General features: G+C 58.0%; 15 protein-coding genes and 2 pseudogenes. 6 read left to right on the top strand and 11 right to left on the bottom strand.

Annotated elements, in window-relative coordinates; translation table 11 throughout:
* Nucleotides 1–192: 192 nt before the first annotated feature.
* On the bottom strand, nt 193–4,095 hold the full coding sequence (hrpA, locus tag ACWKXX_RS20040) for an ATP-dependent RNA helicase HrpA (RefSeq protein ID WP_047056711.1): 3,903 nt from the start codon (nt 4,093–4,095) through the stop codon (nt 193–195).
* Between the two features lie 203 nt (nt 4,096–4,298).
* Between hrpA and azoR the strand changes: the two genes are divergently transcribed.
* Both azoR and ACWKXX_RS20030 read left to right on the top strand, forming a co-directional pair.
* Nucleotides 4,299–4,904 carry an FMN-dependent NADH-azoreductase gene (azoR, locus tag ACWKXX_RS20035; protein ID WP_015570577.1) on the top strand — a complete coding sequence of 202 codons (606 nt, stop codon included), beginning with the start codon at nt 4,299–4,301 and terminating at the stop codon, nt 4,902–4,904.
* A gap of 90 nt (nt 4,905–4,994) precedes the next feature.
* The gene (locus ACWKXX_RS20030) at nt 4,995–5,681 is read left to right on the top strand and encodes an RluA family pseudouridine synthase (RefSeq protein ID WP_045349185.1); all 687 of its coding nucleotides are present in this window, start codon (nt 4,995–4,997) and stop codon (nt 5,679–5,681) included.
* A 7-nt stretch (nt 5,682–5,688) separates the two neighbouring features.
* On the opposite strand, the gene ACWKXX_RS20025 is transcribed toward ACWKXX_RS20030, so the two are convergent.
* Nucleotides 5,689–6,228, bottom strand: a complete 540-nt coding sequence (locus ACWKXX_RS20025) for a DUF2058 domain-containing protein (protein WP_017384500.1) — start codon at nt 6,226–6,228, stop codon at nt 5,689–5,691.
* Nucleotides 6,229–6,396: 168 nt separating this feature from the next.
* On the opposite strand from ACWKXX_RS20025, the gene ACWKXX_RS20020 reads away from it, so the two are divergent.
* Nucleotides 6,397–7,371, top strand: coding sequence for a DUF1852 domain-containing protein (locus ACWKXX_RS20020; RefSeq protein ID WP_023296571.1), 975 nt, complete (start codon nt 6,397–6,399; stop codon nt 7,369–7,371).
* 25 nt (nt 7,372–7,396) lie between these two features.
* Nucleotides 7,397–8,425, top strand: a complete 1,029-nt coding sequence (locus ACWKXX_RS20015; RefSeq protein ID WP_003857302.1) for a methionine synthase — start codon at nt 7,397–7,399, stop codon at nt 8,423–8,425.
* Between the two features lie 3 nt (nt 8,426–8,428).
* Here ACWKXX_RS20015 and ACWKXX_RS20010 read toward each other — a convergent pair whose 3' ends face one another.
* Complete coding sequence (locus ACWKXX_RS20010) at nt 8,429–9,361, bottom strand: LysR family transcriptional regulator (RefSeq protein WP_015570582.1); 933 nt, start codon at nt 9,359–9,361, stop codon at nt 8,429–8,431.
* 98 nt (nt 9,362–9,459) lie between these two features.
* On the opposite strand from ACWKXX_RS20010, the gene ACWKXX_RS20005 reads away from it, so the two are divergent.
* Both ACWKXX_RS20005 and ACWKXX_RS20000 read left to right on the top strand, forming a co-directional pair.
* Nucleotides 9,460–9,894, top strand: coding sequence for a DMT family transporter (locus ACWKXX_RS20005; RefSeq protein ID WP_003857304.1), 435 nt, complete (start codon nt 9,460–9,462; stop codon nt 9,892–9,894).
* Nucleotides 9,895–9,898: 4 nt separating this feature from the next.
* Complete coding sequence (locus ACWKXX_RS20000; RefSeq protein WP_003857305.1) at nt 9,899–10,357, top strand: DMT family transporter; 459 nt, start codon at nt 9,899–9,901, stop codon at nt 10,355–10,357.
* On the opposite strand, the gene ACWKXX_RS19995 is transcribed toward ACWKXX_RS20000, so the two are convergent.
* The 8 genes and pseudogenes from ACWKXX_RS19995 to ACWKXX_RS19960 all read right to left on the bottom strand — a co-directional run bounded on the left by ACWKXX_RS19995 (nt 10,354) and on the right by ACWKXX_RS19960 (nt 15,713).
* Nucleotides 10,354–10,887 (bottom strand): DUF3833 domain-containing protein, encoded by a 534-nt coding sequence (locus ACWKXX_RS19995; RefSeq protein ID WP_032653483.1) that lies wholly within the window; start codon nt 10,885–10,887, stop codon nt 10,354–10,356. The genes ACWKXX_RS20000 and ACWKXX_RS19995 overlap by 4 nt on opposite strands.
* 23 nt (nt 10,888–10,910) lie before the next feature.
* Nucleotides 10,911–11,123 (bottom strand): annotated as a pseudogene (locus ACWKXX_RS19990) (hypothetical protein); the annotation flags it as partial.
* Nucleotides 11,113–11,325, bottom strand: a pseudogene (locus tag ACWKXX_RS19985) (DUF2878 family protein); the annotation flags it as partial. The pseudogenes ACWKXX_RS19990 and ACWKXX_RS19985, both read right to left, overlap by 11 nt.
* A 40-nt stretch (nt 11,326–11,365) precedes the next feature.
* Nucleotides 11,366–12,586 (bottom strand): SAM-dependent methyltransferase, encoded by a 1,221-nt coding sequence (locus ACWKXX_RS19980; RefSeq protein ID WP_045141532.1) that lies wholly within the window; start codon nt 12,584–12,586, stop codon nt 11,366–11,368.
* Nucleotides 12,583–13,305 carry a DUF1365 domain-containing protein gene (locus ACWKXX_RS19975; RefSeq protein WP_045357753.1) on the bottom strand — a complete coding sequence of 241 codons (723 nt, stop codon included), beginning with the start codon at nt 13,303–13,305 and terminating at the stop codon, nt 12,583–12,585. Before ACWKXX_RS19975 ends, ACWKXX_RS19980 begins: the two co-directional genes overlap by 4 nt.
* Before the next feature lies 1 nt (nt 13,306).
* Nucleotides 13,307–14,566, bottom strand: a complete 1,260-nt coding sequence (locus ACWKXX_RS19970; RefSeq protein WP_023303690.1) for an NAD(P)/FAD-dependent oxidoreductase — start codon at nt 14,564–14,566, stop codon at nt 13,307–13,309.
* Nucleotides 14,563–15,282, bottom strand: a complete 720-nt coding sequence (locus tag ACWKXX_RS19965) for an SDR family NAD(P)-dependent oxidoreductase (protein WP_261666256.1) — start codon at nt 15,280–15,282, stop codon at nt 14,563–14,565. The genes ACWKXX_RS19970 and ACWKXX_RS19965 overlap by 4 nt, the downstream gene beginning before the upstream one ends.
* Nucleotides 15,279–15,713: a nuclear transport factor 2 family protein gene (locus ACWKXX_RS19960; protein ID WP_017384507.1), complete on the bottom strand. Its 435-nt coding sequence runs from the start codon at nt 15,711–15,713 to the stop codon at nt 15,279–15,281. Before ACWKXX_RS19960 ends, ACWKXX_RS19965 begins: the two co-directional genes overlap by 4 nt.
* Nucleotides 15,714–15,828 lie beyond the last annotated feature (115 nt).

Here is a 15,828-nt window from a genome sequence, read left to right as displayed (position 1 = left end):
TGGCGGCTACGCCTTACCCGGCCTACATGCTCTACATATTCTCCTGTAGGCCCGGTAAGCGCAGCGCCACCGGGCAAGGATTATACCCGGAGAAACGATAAAAAGCCGGGTGGCGGCTACGCCTTACCCGGCCTACATGTTCTACATATTCTCTCGTAGGCCCGGTAAGCGCAGCGCCACCGGGCAACGGTTTTAGCCGGAAATCTGCTCCATCGCCTGCAAGATACGCTTATCCGAAATGGGATACGGCGTTCCCAGCTGCTGAGCGAAGAAGCTGACGCGCAGCTCCTCGATCATCCAGCGGATCTCCCGCACGTCGTCGTCATCGCGACGCGCCGGCGGCAGTTTGTTGAGCCACTGCTGCCACGCCTGCTGCACGTTTTCGACTTTCAGCATCTGCGCACGATCGCGATGCGGATCGACCGCCATTTTCTCCAGACGCTTCTCTATCGCCTGCAAATAACGCAGCGTATCGCCCAGACGCTTAAAGCCATTGCCGGTGACAAAGCCGCGATACACCAGCCCCGCCATCTGCGCCTTAACGTCCGACAGCCCCAGGGCCATGGTCATATCCACCCGCCCCTTCAGGCGCTTGTTGATATTGAACACGGCGGTAAGGATCTGCTCGACCTGTTTGGCAATCTCGACCACGGTGTCGTTCAGCTCCGCGCGCACCTTTTCATGAAGCTGAGCAAAGCCCTCTTCCGTCCAGACCGGACCGCCGGCCTCGTGGATCAGCTTATCCACACCGCAGGAGATGCAGTCGTCGATCAGGTCCAGCACCTTACCGTACGGGTTAAAGTAGAGCCCCAGCTTGGCTTTGTTCGGCAGCTTCTCGTGCAGATACTTAATCGGCGACGGGATATTGAGCAGAAGCAGTCGACGCAGCCCGCGCCACATCATCTGCTGTTGCTCCTGCGGATTGTCAAAGAGCTTAATCGCCACGCTGTCGCGCTCATCCACCAGCGCGGGCCAGGCTTTCACCCTGTAGTTCCCGCGCTTCTGCTCGTAGCTTTCCGGGAGCTGACCAAAGCTCCAGATGTGCAGCCCGCTCTGCTCAATGCCGTCATCGGCCACCGCAGAGAGCGTCTCCTGGACTTTACCTTTCAGCGCCTCTTTCAGCTCCGTCAGAGAACGGCCTTCGAGCAGCTTTTTGTTTTTATCGTCCACCACGCGGAATGTGATTTTCAGGTGATCGGGCACCTGATCCCAGTTCCAGTCGTCGCGGTCGATGGTGGTCCCGGTCATGCGGCGGAACTCACGCTCCAGGGCGTCCAGCAGCGGCAGCTCCAGCGGCGTGACGCGGCCTAAAAACGCTTCGGCGTAGTTCGGCGCCGGCACAAAGTTACGCCGCACCGGTTTAGGCAGGGATTTGATTAACGCAATGACCAGCTCGCGGCGCAGGCCGGGGATCTGCCACTCAAACCCGCTCTCTTCCACCTGGTTTAACAGCGGCAGCGGAATGTGCACCGTCACACCATCGGCATCCGCGCCCGGCTCAAACTGATAGGTCAGACGCAGCTTGAGGTTGCCCTGATGCCAGAAGTTCGGATAATCGAGCTTGCTGACCGACTCCGCGCCCTCTTTGATCAGCATGCTCTTTTCAAAGTTGAGCAGGTCCGGGGCCTCTTTGCTGGCTTTCTTCCACCAGCTGTCGAAATGGCGCGCCGAGATCACATCGTGGCTGATGCGCTGATCGTAAAACTCAAACAGCGTCTCGTCGTCCACCAGAATGTCGCGACGGCGGGACTTGTGCTCAAGCTCTTCCACCTCGGCGCGCAGCTTCAGGTTTTCGCGGAAGAAGGCATGACGCGTCTGCCAGTCGCCTTCCACCAGCGCGTGGCGGATAAACAGCTCGCGACTCAACGCCGGATCGATCTGGCTGTAGTTAACCTTACGCGCGGCCACCACCGGCAGGCCGTAGACGGTGACTTTTTCCGTCGCCATCACCGCGCCCTGCCCGCGCTCCCAGTGCGGCTCGCTGTATGAGCGTTTCAGCAGGTGCTGCGCCACTGGTTCAACCCACTCCGGATCGATACGCGCGGCGATACGCCCCCACAGACGGCTGGTTTCCACCAGCTCGGCGACCATGGTCCACTTCGGCGGCTTCTTAAACAAACCGGAGCCCGGGAAGATGGAGAAACGCGCGTTGCGTGCGCCGGTATATTCCTGTTTATCCGCATCCTTCATCCCGATATGAGACAGCAAACCAGTCAACAGGGCGATATGGATTTCGCGGTACTCCGCCGGTTCACTGTTCACCGGGATACCCAGCTCTTTCACCACCTGGCGCAGCTGGGTGTAGATATCCTGCCACTCGCGTACGCGCAGATAATTGAGGAAATCCACCCGGCACTGACGGCGGAACTGGTTCGAGGAGAGCGCTTTTTGCTGCTCGCCAAGGTAGTTCCACAGGTTCACAAAGGCGAGGAAATCGGACTCTTTATCGTGGAAGCGACGGTGTTTTTCATCCGACGCCTGCTGCTTGTCCATCGGACGCTCGCGCGGATCCTGAATGGAGAGCGCCGAGGTGATGATCATCGCCTCGCGCACGCAGCCGTGTTTTTGCGCCTCCAGCACCATGCGCGCCAGACGCGGGTCGACCGGCAACTGGCTAAGCTGGCGGCCCAATGGCGTTAGCTTGTAGGCCGTCGCCTGTTCGTCGGTGGTGATGGCCCCCAGCTCTTCCAGCAACCGCACCCCGTCCTGAATATTGCGCTTATCCGGCGCTTCCACAAACGGGAAGGCGGCGATATCGCCCAGCCCCAGCGCGGTCATTTGCAGGATAACGGATGCCAGGTTGGTCCGCAGGATCTCCGGATCGGTAAACTCCGGGCGCGACAGGAAATCGTCTTCCGAATAGAGACGAATACAGATCCCTTCCGACACGCGGCCGCAGCGGCCCTTACGCTGATTAGCCGACGCCTGCGAAACCGGCTCAATCGGCAGGCGCTGAACTTTGGTGCGGTAGCTGTAGCGGCTGATGCGCGCCGTACCCGGGTCGATCACGTATTTAATGCCCGGTACGGTCAGCGAAGTTTCGGCCACGTTGGTCGCCAGCACGATGCGGCGCCCGCTGTGCGGCTGGAACACGCGGTTCTGCTCGCTGTTCGACAGGCGCGCGTACAGCGGCAGGATCTCAGTATGGCGCAGATCGCGCTTGCTGAGCGCATCGGCGGTATCGCGGATCTCGCGCTCGCCGCTCATGAAGATCAGAATGTCGCCAGAACTCTCGTTGCCCAGCTCGTCGACGGCATCAAAGATGGCCTGAAGCTGGTCGCGCTCGGTATCGTCCGCCTCTTCCACAATCGGGCGATAGCGCACTTCCACCGGATACGTACGTCCTGACACCTCGATAATCGGCGCATTGTTGAAATGTTTTGAGAAGCGCTCCGGGTCGATGGTCGCGGAGGTGATGATGATTTTCAGATCCGGACGCCGGGGCAGCAGCTCTTTGAGGTAGCCGAGCAGGAAGTCGATGTTCAGGCTGCGCTCGTGCGCTTCATCGATGATGATGGTGTCGTACTGCATCAGCAGACGATCCTGCTGGATTTCCGCCAGCAGGATACCGTCGGTCATCAGCTTAACCATGGTGTTATCGCTGACGTGGTCGCTGAATCGCACCTTGTAGCCGATGCAGCCGCCCGGCTCCGTTTGCAGCTCTTCCGCAATACGGTTCGCCACGGTGCGCGCCGCCAGACGACGCGGCTGGGTGTGACCGATCAGCCCTTTCACCCCGCGGCCCAGCTCCATGCAGATTTTCGGCAGCTGAGTGGTTTTACCTGAACCGGTTTCCCCCGCGACGATCACCACCTGGTGGTCGCGTACGGCCTCAAGAATGTCCTGTTTCTTCTGGCTGACGGGCAGATTTTCCGGATAGGTAATCTCCGGACGTGCGGCTTCACGCAGCACAACTTTCCCTGCCGCCTGTTCAATCTCGTTGGCCATCTCCTGGTAAATGGCCTGTTGTGCATCAGGATTTTTAACCTTCTTAACGCCGTGCAGACGGCGCGCAAACCGCTGTTTATCGCGCAGCATCAGCGAATCAAGCTTTTGCATCAGCATCGGGAAGGTCAATTTTTGGTGTTCTGTCATAGCGTTAACGGGCAGTGCACTGCCGGATAAAATCTCTTTTTAATGATTGGTATAGAGTACCACATCAGCGCTTTTCGCGCCTTATTCAAAAAATTCGAACATAGGCTTCGATATATTGCGCTATCCCTGTGGCAGGATTGTGAATAAAGTGTCAACAAGCAACGGGGCAACCCCCTCAATCAAATACAAAACAGGAATTTCCCATGAGCAAAGTATTAGTGTTGAAATCCAGTATTCTGGCAGGGTATTCACAGTCTGGTCAGCTGTCTGACTATTTCGTTGAACAGTGGCGTGAACAGCACAGCGCGGATGAAATCACCGTGCGTGACCTGGCGGCAAACCCAATTCCTGTGCTGGACGGCGAGCTGGTTGGCGCGCTGCGTCCGAGCGATGCGCCTCTTACCCCGCGTCAGCAGGAAGCCCTGGCGCTCTCCGACGAGCTGATTGCTGAGTTGCAGGCGCACGACGTTATCGTGATCAACGCCCCAATGTACAACTTCAACATTCCTACCCAGCTGAAGAACTACTTCGACCTGGTGGCGCGCGCTGGCGTAACCTTCCGTTACACCGAGAACGGCCCGGAAGGTCTGGTGAAAGGCAAGCGTGCGGTTGTACTGACCAGCCGCGGCGGTATTCACAAAGATACCCCTACCGACCTGGTCGCACCGTACCTGACGCTGTTCCTGGGCTTCATCGGCATTACCGACGTGAACTTCGTGTTCGCTGAAGGTATCGCTTACGGCCCGGAAGTGGCCACCAAAGCGCAGACCGACGCGAAAGCCGCTATCGACAGCCTGGTCGCTGCCTAAGTTTTCCCCCTCTCACCGCCCGGTGGGAGGGTTTTTCTTTTCCCCCGTATTTCGTTATCATCCGCACCCACTCTCCAGCCCGGCGGCCTGATGTCTGTCATTATCGATACGTTTATTGCACCACCCTGTCACGACGACATTGAGATCCTCTGGCAGGACGAGCATCTGCTGCTGATCAATAAACCTTCCGGTCTGCTCAGCCTGTCGGGGAAAAATCCGCAAAACCTCGATTCCGTCCACCACCGTCTTGTTCAAACCTTTCCCGGCTGCACGCTGGTGCATCGTCTTGATTTTGGCACTTCGGGTCTGATGGTCATTGCGCGTAACAAAGCGATCAACGCCGCGCTTTGCCACCAGTTCAGTCAGCGCGCCGTGAACAAGGTTTACACCGCCCTGCTGTGCGGACATGTGGAACAGGACGAAGGGACCGTGGATGCGCCGATTGCCAAAGATCCGGCGCTGTTTCCGCTGATGACGATCTGTGCCCGCACCGGTAAGCCCGCTCGCTCGCGCTATCGGGTGGTGGAACGTATTTACCAGGATAAGATAATGCCGCTGACGCGGGTTGAGCTTACCCCGGAGACCGGGCGCACCCACCAGCTGCGCATTCACTGCCAGCAGTTAGGCCACCCTATTCTGGGGTGCGATTTGTATGGTGGTCTGGAATGGCCGGGGGCGGAAGAAACGCCCCGGCTGATGCTGCATGCAAGCGCTCTGAATTTTATTCATCCGCTGAGCGGCGAGACGATAAACGCCCGTCACGCCGCGCCGTTCTGAGCGGGGATTACCACATTAAATCGTCAGGGATTTTGAAGTCTGCGTACGGATCGTCTTCGTCCTGCTCTTCCTGACTCAGGGCGCTGTTTAGCACAATGCTGTCCGCATCGCGCTGGGCAATTTTATCCGCCACTACCGCCGGGATAATCGCGTAATCACAGTCGCCATTCGCGTTAATCACCAGTCGGGCAATCGCCAGACGGCCATTGATCAGCTGGGTTTGCGTCTGCTTATCGACCTCGATTTTTTTGATAAGGTTGCCGTCGGTAAAGTTAAAGGTAATGTTGCCCTTCGCCACGGTGATGCGGTTCATCTCAATCAGCTGCTTCACCTGCGCCCTGAACTCTTTTGCCAGCACCGCCTGTTTTTGCTGTTCGCTCAGCTGCTTATCACGCTCCAGCTGGGCTTTCTTGTTCTCTTCAACAGCCTCTCTCGCCTCGCGAGCCTGGACGCGGGATTTTTTCGCCGTGCGCTGGACCTTCGCCATCTTTTTACTGCTGACTAAGCCCGCTTTCAGCATCTGCTCTTGTAGGGTGAGTTTTGTCATGTTCGTTTAAACCGGTTGGAAATGTCGGGGGATTATACCTGAATCGCGCAGTTCATGAAGAACCCTCATGTTGCAGTGAAATTAAGTCACTTCCCCTGCGCCAGTGGCTCAGGCATAAATTATGCATTGATAACGTTCCGGCAACATGAACTTAGGATGCATAACCAAATGAGTCAGGCTTTCACATTTACCCTTAAGCGCAGTTGCTTTGATGAAAATTATAACCCGTCAGAAAACACGCGTACCACCACCAACTTCGCCAACCTGGCGCGTGGCGAGAAGCGTCAGGAGAACCTGCGCAATACGCTGGTGATGATCAACAACCGCTTTAACGCGCTGGCGAGCTGGGATAACCCGAAAGCTGACCGCTATGCCGTCGAGCTGGAGATTATTTCTGTCGATATGAATATCGGCGGCGATTTTACTTTCCCAGCCATCGAAATTCTGCAAACGACGATCGTGGATAAAAAAACCCACGAGCGCATCGAAGGCATCGTCGGAAATAACTTCTCATCGTATGTTCGTGACTATGATTTCAGCGTCCTGCTGCTGGAGCATAATAAAGACCGGGCCCGTTTCTCTCTCCCCGAGAATTTTGGCGAGCTGCACGGCAATATCTTTAAAAGCTTCGTTCATTCTGCGGAATATCAGGCGAACTTTAAAAAAGCGCCGGTGATCTGCCTGAGCGTCTCCAGCAAAGACACCTATCGTCGTACCGGTAACCACCACCCGGTGCTGGGCTATGAGTACCAGCCGGACGGCGAGTCGCTAACGGAACAGTACTTCGCGAAGATGGGCCTGAAGGTTCGCTATTTCATGCCGGAAAACAGCGTCGCGCCATTTGCCTTCTTCTTCACCGGCGATTTACTGCGTGATTACACCAATCTGGAACTGATCGGCACCATCAGCACCATGGAGACGTTCCAGAAGATCTATCGACCAGAAATTTACAATGCCAATTCCGCTGCGGGACAGTGCTATCAGCCCGACCTGAATCAGCAGGATCACTCATTAACCAAAATCGTCTATGACCGTGAAGAGCGCAGCCGGCTGGCCATTGAACAGGGTAAATATACCGAAGAGCGGTTTATCAAACCCTATAAAACCCTTCTTGAGCAGTGGTCTCAACACTTCACGCTTTAATTTAATACGGATAAAAGGTTCTTTTATGAAAACATTGCTCCCGACATCAACGGCTGGCAGCCTGCCGAAACCCACCTGGCTTGCGCAGCCGGAAACGCTCTGGTCGCCATGGAAACTCCAGGACGAGGAATTACTGGCAGGGAAACAGGATGCGCTGCGTTTGTCTCTGGATGAACAGATTCGCGCCGGGATTGATATCGTCAGCGACGGGGAACAAACCCGCCAGCATTTTGTCACCACCTTTATTGAACATCTCAGCGGCGTGGATTTTGAGAACCGTCAGACGGTACGCATCCGTAACCGTTACGATGCGAGCGTGCCGACCGTGGTAGACGCGGTGGCGCGCCAGAAGCCGGTGTTTGTTGACGACGCGAAATACCTGCGCCAGCTGACTGACAAGCCGATCAAGTGGGCGCTGCCCGGCCCGATGACCATGATCGACACGCTATACGATGCCCACTATAAAAGCCGCGAAAAGCTGGCCTGGGAGTTCGCTAAAATTCTCAATCAGGAGGCCCGCGAGCTGGAAGCGGCCGGCGTCGACATTATTCAGTTCGACGAACCTGCCTTTAACGTCTTTTTCGACGAGGTGAATGACTGGGGTATCGCCGCACTGGAGCGCGCCATTGAAGGGCTGAAATGCGAAACCGCGGTACATATCTGTTACGGGTACGGCATCAAAGCCAATACGGACTGGAAAAAGACGCTCGGCTCCGAGTGGCGCCAGTATGAAGAGGCATTTCCAAAGTTACAGACCTCGAAGATCGATATCATCTCGCTGGAGTGCCACAACTCGCGCGTGCCGATGGATCTGCTGGAGCTTATCCGCGGTAAAAAAGTGATGGTCGGGGCAATTGACGTCGCCACCCAGACCATCGAAACGCCGGAAGAGGTGGCCGATACGCTGCGCAAGGCGTTGCAGTTTGTTGATGCAGACAAGCTCTATCCGTCCACCAACTGCGGTATGGCCCCCCTTTCCCGCCAGGTCGCCAACGGTAAGCTGAAGGCGTTAAGCGCCGGGGCTGACATTATCCGTCGCGAGCTTGCCCGCTAACCTTCAGGTTTGCCAGTACAGTGGCGTACCGAATCGCTCAATATAGTAATCAATCACCGCCCTGACGTTCAGGGGCGGATGACGCGCGTTCGGGTAAATCGCCGCAATCGTCAGTGGCTCCGTATTAATTGAACACTCCATTTCCGGCAGCAGTGCCACCAGCTCACCGCTTTTGAGCCGTTCGCTCACCATCCAGTCCGGGAAAAGCACAACGCCCATGCCGCCCAGCGCCGCAATCAGGAGCGTTTCCGCGTTATTGGAAGTCATCAGCGGTACAATGGGATAGTGAACCCACGCCTCGCCCGGCCGCCGGATCAGCCAGCGGTTAGGCCCGGACGAGCCGCGGTAAACCAGACAGTGGTGACGGCTGAGATCGTCCGGCCCCTCGGGCGCGCCATGTTTTTGCAGATAGTCCGGCGAGGCCGCCAGATGATAGAACTGCTGCCCGAACACCCGGGCGTGAAACGAGGAGTCCGTCAGCGCGCCGATGCGGAAGATAACGTCCGCGGCATCACGGTGCGGATCGATAAAATCGTCGGTGAGGGTCAGTTCAATGGAGAGACGAGGGTAACGCGCCAGAAGCCCCGGCAGGCCCGGCGCGATGTGCCTTTGTCCGAAAAAGACCGGGCCATTGATACGCAGCGTGCCCGACGGCTCGCGGGCGCGTTCATCCAGCTCGCGTCGCGCGTCCTCCATATTCCCGGCCATCGCACGGGCATAGCGCACAAAAAGATGCCCGCTCTCTGTGGGCATAATCGCCCGCGTGTTGCGGTAGAAAAGCTGTTGCCCGAGGGCGTCCTCAAGCTGGTGGATCACGCGTGAGACCTGCGACGCAGAAATCCCTTCCCGCCTCGCCACCACGGAAAAATTCTGCGTTTCATAAACGTCGATGAAGATCAGCAGCGCGCGAATGCTGATATGTCCGGCATCCATCATTAATGCATTTCCTGCAAAGGTGTTTCCTGCATTATGGCATTTTTCTCAATGATGTTCAGACGTAATCTTCTCCGCCTGGAAAAAGGAGAAAAAGCGTTATGCACATTATTTTAATTTTACTGGTGATTGCTGGTGGCATGGGGCTGTCCGTGGAAGCCGGGCTGCTGGGGCCGCTGGGCGCAGAGGTGGGCGACCTGTGGGCGGCGTTCAGCATATTCAGCGTGGGAACGGGGCTGACGTTTCTGCTGATGCTGTTTTTCAGCCCGCGCAACAGTCCCTCATTTTTTGCGCAGCCTTCATGGCACCTGTTGGGCGGCGTGCTCGGCCCGGTTTACGTCATCATTCTCACCATTGCCACGCCTGCGATCGGCATTGCCATGACGATGATCGGCATTCTGGCAGGCCAGGTTTTTAAAAGCCTGATTATTGACCACTATGGCCTGCTGGGTACGCCGCACCGCAGGATCGATACAAAACGCATTATTGCGCTGGGATTTATCATCGCCGCGCTCATTCTCGTGGCGCAGGGGTAACGTTATGACAGTGATTATGATTATTCTGGCGGTGATTGGCGGCGCAACGCTGAGCATTCAGGCTGCCATTAACGGGCAATTAGGCAGCAGCGTGGGGGTATTTAAAAGCGCGTTTCTGACGTTTTCCGTCGGCGCGCTGGTGACCGCCCTGCTGATCTTCTTTTTTGAGCCGAAACAGGCGGTCAGCCTGATGGATGTACCCAAATGGCAGCTCCTGGGGGCCCTGTGCGGCGTGCCCTATATCGTGATTATGGTGCTCGCAGTGCAGCGCATCGGGACCGCCGTTGCCACGGTAGCGGTTATCCTGGGCCAGCTGGCCATGAGCATGCTGATTGATAACTTTGGCTGGCTGAACAATGAAGCCATTCCGTTTTCAGTGAGCCGTTTCGGGGCCGTCGTCTGCCTGAGTATTGCGCTCTTCTTCATCTACTCAAGCAGTAAACCTCAGCCCGAAGAGGATTAACCGCCCTCTTTGCGGGTAAAGAACAGCGTCACCGTGGCGACGGTGACGCCAAATTTCTTCATCTCGGTTTTATTAAACAGACGGGTGCTGTCCTGCAAATACATCCAGTCATCAAAGTGCAGCAGCCAGGTTTTACCGTCCGCCTTCACGTTCATGCTGTAGCGCCAGTTAAGGGCATTGCCCGCCGCCTGGCCTGTCGCGACACCTTCTATGTCACCCGCCGTGCCTTCATAGCGATTCTGCCCTACGCGGCGGATATGCCAGACGCGCTGCTGCTTCTCGCCGTCATCGTAGACAAAATGTTCATTCAGGGTCAGCGTATCGCCGATAACATCCCCGGCGATCTCGACGTGAAAACGACGGATCTGCTTACCGCTGCGATCCTGCACCATCCCCCACGCCTCGGTTTTCCCCTGGAAGTAAGTAAAAATATCAAGCCGTGGCTGCTGCTGACGATACTCTGTCACCTCGGTGCTACATCCGGCCACCAGCATCGTCAGGGCAAGCGCCATTAACAGGAAACGTTTCATTGTGGTCCTCCGATTAACTGCTGACGCAGTTCAGGATACTCGCTCAGCCATGCTTCACTCTGCGGCTCCTGCTGCAAAATGCCCTGCGCCTGCCACTGGTCGCGGGTCGCCTCAACCAGGTCGTCACCATCGATGTCCCGGGCATAGGTGATAATCAGCGCATTATCGCCGTCTAACCCTGTATAGCTGCCGTCGGGCGTCAGAAGCTGAGAGGTATAAACGGTAAATGGCCCCCAGACGCTCGCCGATCAGGTAGGCCACCGGCCCGCCCAGGGTCGCCAGCACCGTCAGCAACCAGCCCGGCAAGGTGGTCGTGCGGGTCAGTTGCGTCCAGACGGTGGCAAACATTAGCCACAGCGCCACCATCCATAGCGGCATCAGGGACGCGCCCGTGAACGCAATCAGCCCCGTCAGCGCCCAGAGCGCGTCCAGTAGAGATCAAACCCGATGGCCAACAGAAATACCTGCCCGTAGCGCTTCATACGCGTTCCGCAGTCAGCTGCACCACGCTGATGGTGCGGGCATTAAACCCGGCTTCACAGTAGCCGAGGTAGTACAGCCACATCCGGCGGAAACGGTCATCAAACCCGAGCTTTTCAATCTCCTGCCAGGCGTGAACGAAGCGCTGACGCCAGTGCGCCAGCGTGCGGGCGTAGTCCGGCCCCATATCGAAGAGGTTACGCACCACAAAATCGGTATGGCGGGTCATGAGTTCATTCATGGCGGTGATGCTGGGCAAAAAGCCGCCGGGGAAGATGTAGCGCTGAATAAAATCGACGCTTTTGCTGTAGTCGCGATAGCGTTGATCCTGAATGGTGATGGCCTGAATCGCCATCCGCCCGCCTGGACGCAGACGCGCCTGGCAGGTGCGGAAAAATGTTGGCAGGTAGCGTTGACCGACGGCCTCAATCATCTCAACCGACACCAGCTTGTCGTAGACCCCGGTCAGATCGCGGTAGTCGCAGAGCAGTACCTCAACGCGATCCTGCAACCCTGCCCGGGCGATGCGCGCGGTGGCCCAGTGGTACTGCTCCTGCGACAGCGTGGTGGTGGTCACCCGGCAGCCGTAATGACGGGCGGCATATTCCGCCATCGCCCCCCAGCCGGTGCCAATCTCCAGCAGATGATCGTTTGCCGTGAGCGCCAGCTGGTCGCACAGCCTCGCCATTTTCGCCTGCTGAGCCGCGGTCAGATCCTGCTCGTCCCCGCTAAACAGCGCGCTGGAGTACAGGAGATGTTCATCAAGGAAATGGGCGTAAAAGGCGTTGCCCAGATCGTAATGGGCGGCAATATTTTCCCGCGCCTGCGCGCGGGAGTTGCGCCGCATCCAGTGCCGCAGCCGCTCCACCGGTTTCCCGAGCAGGCGAAACCCTTTTTCCAGCTTTCCGAGGATTTGGCTATTGCGCGCAATCAGCTCCAGCAGCGGCGTCAGGTGGGGCGTCTCCCAGTCGCCATCCATCCACGCTTGTGCCGCGGCGAGGCTGCCCCCGGTTAAAATGCGCCAGTAGACGCCCGGAGCAAGTACCTGCACCTCAGCGTGAAGCGCGGCGGAAGCGTCGCCGAACTGGAACGTCTGCGCACCTTCACGCAGCGTCAGCGAGCCACCGTGCAGGCCATTCAGCAGGCGGAAGAGCAACCATCGCGCGACGCGGACGTTGCGCGGGATATCGGGTTCAAGCGCAAAGACGGGATTGGTCATGAGCGTTCACTCCTGCTGAGGGGATGGTTATGCAGCGGTACGCGCTTCAGCCACAGCCTGAGCGCCTGCCAGTAAATGGCGAAAACGGTTTTGAGGGTCATCAACGGGATCCGCGCCAGCAGCGAACGCAGCGCCGTGCGCGTCAGCGGGACCCGGCGCAGCGTCAGGGTGGCATCAAACACCTTCGTCTCCTGATGGTTTTCGATATGCATGCGCAGCGTGCTGTCCGGGCTGTTGAAGCGCCAGTGGTAGATCATATCCATCGGATTAAAGGGCGAGACGTGAAACGCTTTCTCCGTCGGCGGGGCGTCCCGCCCCGCTACCGCGTAGTAATGTCGTTCATTCCACGGCGTGTTACGGACTTCGGCGAGAACCCAGCGCAGGGTGTCTTCCCCGTCATAGCAGTAGTAGAAATTGACCGGGTTGAAATGAAAACCGAAATAGCGCAGCTGAGTCAGAAGCATGACCCGCCCCGCCGGACGTTCGCCGGTCAGATTTTCCAGACACTCAAGGACACGCGCTTTGAGCGGCGTGCCCAGCGGGTAATCCGCATCATAAAATGCCGCGGGCGCAACGCGGTTACGACGCACGCCGACAGAGGGCAGCGCGTCCAGCTCATCCAGATCGAGCCAGGCCATAAACACGCTGTAGGTAAAGTGGTGCGCTTTCGGCGCAAGCCGACGATGGCGCAATGTGCCGTGGTAAAGGCAGCTGTTCATCTTAGTTGCCCTCCCCGGTCGCGATAGCGTTGACCACGTCCAGCGCACTGCGCACGCCATCTTCGTGGAAGCCGTTGTACCAGTACGCGCCGCAGAACCAGCTCCGCTGGCGACCGTTTATTTCGCCGCGCCGGGCCTGAGCTTGCCAGCTTTGCGGGTTAAAAAGCGGATGCTCATAGACAAAGCGGCGCAGCACAAACCGTTCCTCCACCGGCGTTTCCGGGTTGAGGGTGACGCAAAACAGCGGGCTACCCGGCGGCAGTCCCTGCAAGATATTCATGTTGTAGGTGACGCAGGCGCTGGCCTGATCCTGCTCGCTGAGGCGGTAGTTCCAGCTCGCCCACGCGCGTTCGCGCACCGGCAGCCAGCGCGGATCGCGGTGAAGCACCACCTCGTTACGCTGCCAGCCGATATCCCCCAGCACCTCGCGTTCAGCCTGCGTTGGGCTGGCGAGCATCGCCAGCGCCTGAGCGGAGTGGCAGGCGAAGATCACCTGATCAAAAGTGTCTGTTACGCCCTCACGCGCAATATCAACCCCACGATCGTGGCGAATAACCTGCTGCACCGGCGCGTTAAGGTGCAGCGTCAGGCGATCGCCGAGCGTATCCAGCATCGCGCGGATATACTCCCTGGAGCCGCCTGGCACCACGTACCACTGCGGACGATGGGTAATGTCCAGCAGACCGTGGTTTTCAAAAAAGCGTAAAAAGAGCGGCAGCGGAAAGCGTTTCATCTCCTGTAGCGACGACGACCAGATAGCCGCCCCCATGGGCAGGATGTAGTGGCGCGCAAAAAAGGGCGTAAAACGGTGCTGGCGCAGGAACGTTTCCAGCGTGGCGGAACCATCGACTTCGCCCCGGAGCGTCTGTTTCGCCAGCCGGTTAAAGCGCACGATCTCCTTCAGCAGCGTCCAGAAAGCCGGGTTGAGCAGATTACGTCGCTGGGCGAACAGCGACGTCAGCGTGTGCCCGTTGTACTCCAGCCCGCTCTGCGGGTTGTGCACCGAAAAGCTCATCTGCGTTTTTTGCCCGCAGATGCCCAGTTCGCTGAGCAGCCCCATGAAGCGTGGATAGGTGCGGTCGTTGTAGACGATAAAACCGGTATCGATGGCAAAGCTGCCCTGCGGCGTATCGACATCCACCGTTGCGGTATGGCCGCCCGGCGTGGCCTGCGCCTCAAACAGCGTGACCTGATGATGTCCGGCGAGCCGCCAGGCACAGGTTAACCCGGCGATGCCGCTGCCGATAATTGCGATTTTCATGGTCGCACCATCCTGCGCAGCAGTGCGCGCTGAAGTACATCGGGCAGGCCGGAAAGCAGGCGCAGCGCCAGGCTGAACCCGGCGGGAAACGCGATGTGATCCTTCCCTTTTGCCAGACCGCGACGAATGGCGTGGACGGCGTCCCCCACGCTGACCCGGCCCGGCATCGGGAAATCGTTTTTGCGGGTCAGCGGCGTGTCGACAAAACCGGGTGAAACGACCGTGACGGCAATCCCTTTCGGTTCCCAGTCGAGGCGCAGCGTATCGGCGAACCAGGTTAACGCCGCCTTGGAGGCGCCATACGCTTCGGCTCGCGGGAAGTGAAGCCAGTGCGCCATCGAACTGACCAGCACCACGCGGTTGCCGGATACCAGCTGCGGCTGCAACGCCGCAAGGCAGTTTACCGGCCCGATGAAATTGGTGGTCATGACCCGCGCCACCAGCCCGGCATCCACCTCGCCGCGGTCGAGATACTCGCAGGTTCCGGCGCAGAGAATCACCGTGTCGGCAGTACAGTCCGCCAGCGCCTGGCGACAGGCGTCCCTGTCTGTCATATCGAACAGGCGCACCGTAATGTTGGGGCTGTACTGATGGACGGCTGCCAGACGTTGCGCATCGCGCCCGCAGGCAATCACCCGGTAACCATCGTCGGCAAACGATTTCGCCAGCCCCGCCCCGATGCCCGAGCTTGCGCCGGTGATCAGAACCGTTTTCATGATTTCACTCTTCGCTTCACGCCGCGCACGGCCCAGCCGAGTATCGGGAGATGTTCGTAAATCATCTCTCCGGCATCGTAGTAATCCCGCTGGCGAACAATGCGATCGTCGCGCATGTCTACCACGGAGCAGCCCGGCAGCTGGCGCATTGCCCCCCCGGCGATACGCGGGTGCGACCAGTGCATCATCCAGGTGACCACAAAGCGATCGCCCTGCTGCAACGGTGCATCGACGGTAAAGCGACAGTGCTGGACGTTAGCCAGCAGATGGGTGAAATAGCGCTGAATCGCGAACACCCCGCTGTGTTCGCCAAAGGGATCGATAAGCGTGGCATCGGCGCGATAAATCCCCGCCAGCGCCGAAGGTGGCTGGGTATCCAGCGTGGCGTAGTAATCAACGAACCGACTGATGACGGACGGCAACGTGCTCATGGGTCACATCCTGGGTGTAAACAACGTAGCGGAATCGCATAATTTAAACTTACACAGTTAACGTTATTTGTCCAAGTTTGCGCAGATATATTTTTTATTCTTATTATTTTTCAGT

It is taken from the genome of Enterobacter sp. UPMP2061, from assembly GCF_053709615.1.
This window is presented reverse-complemented; position numbering and strand designations above follow the sequence as displayed.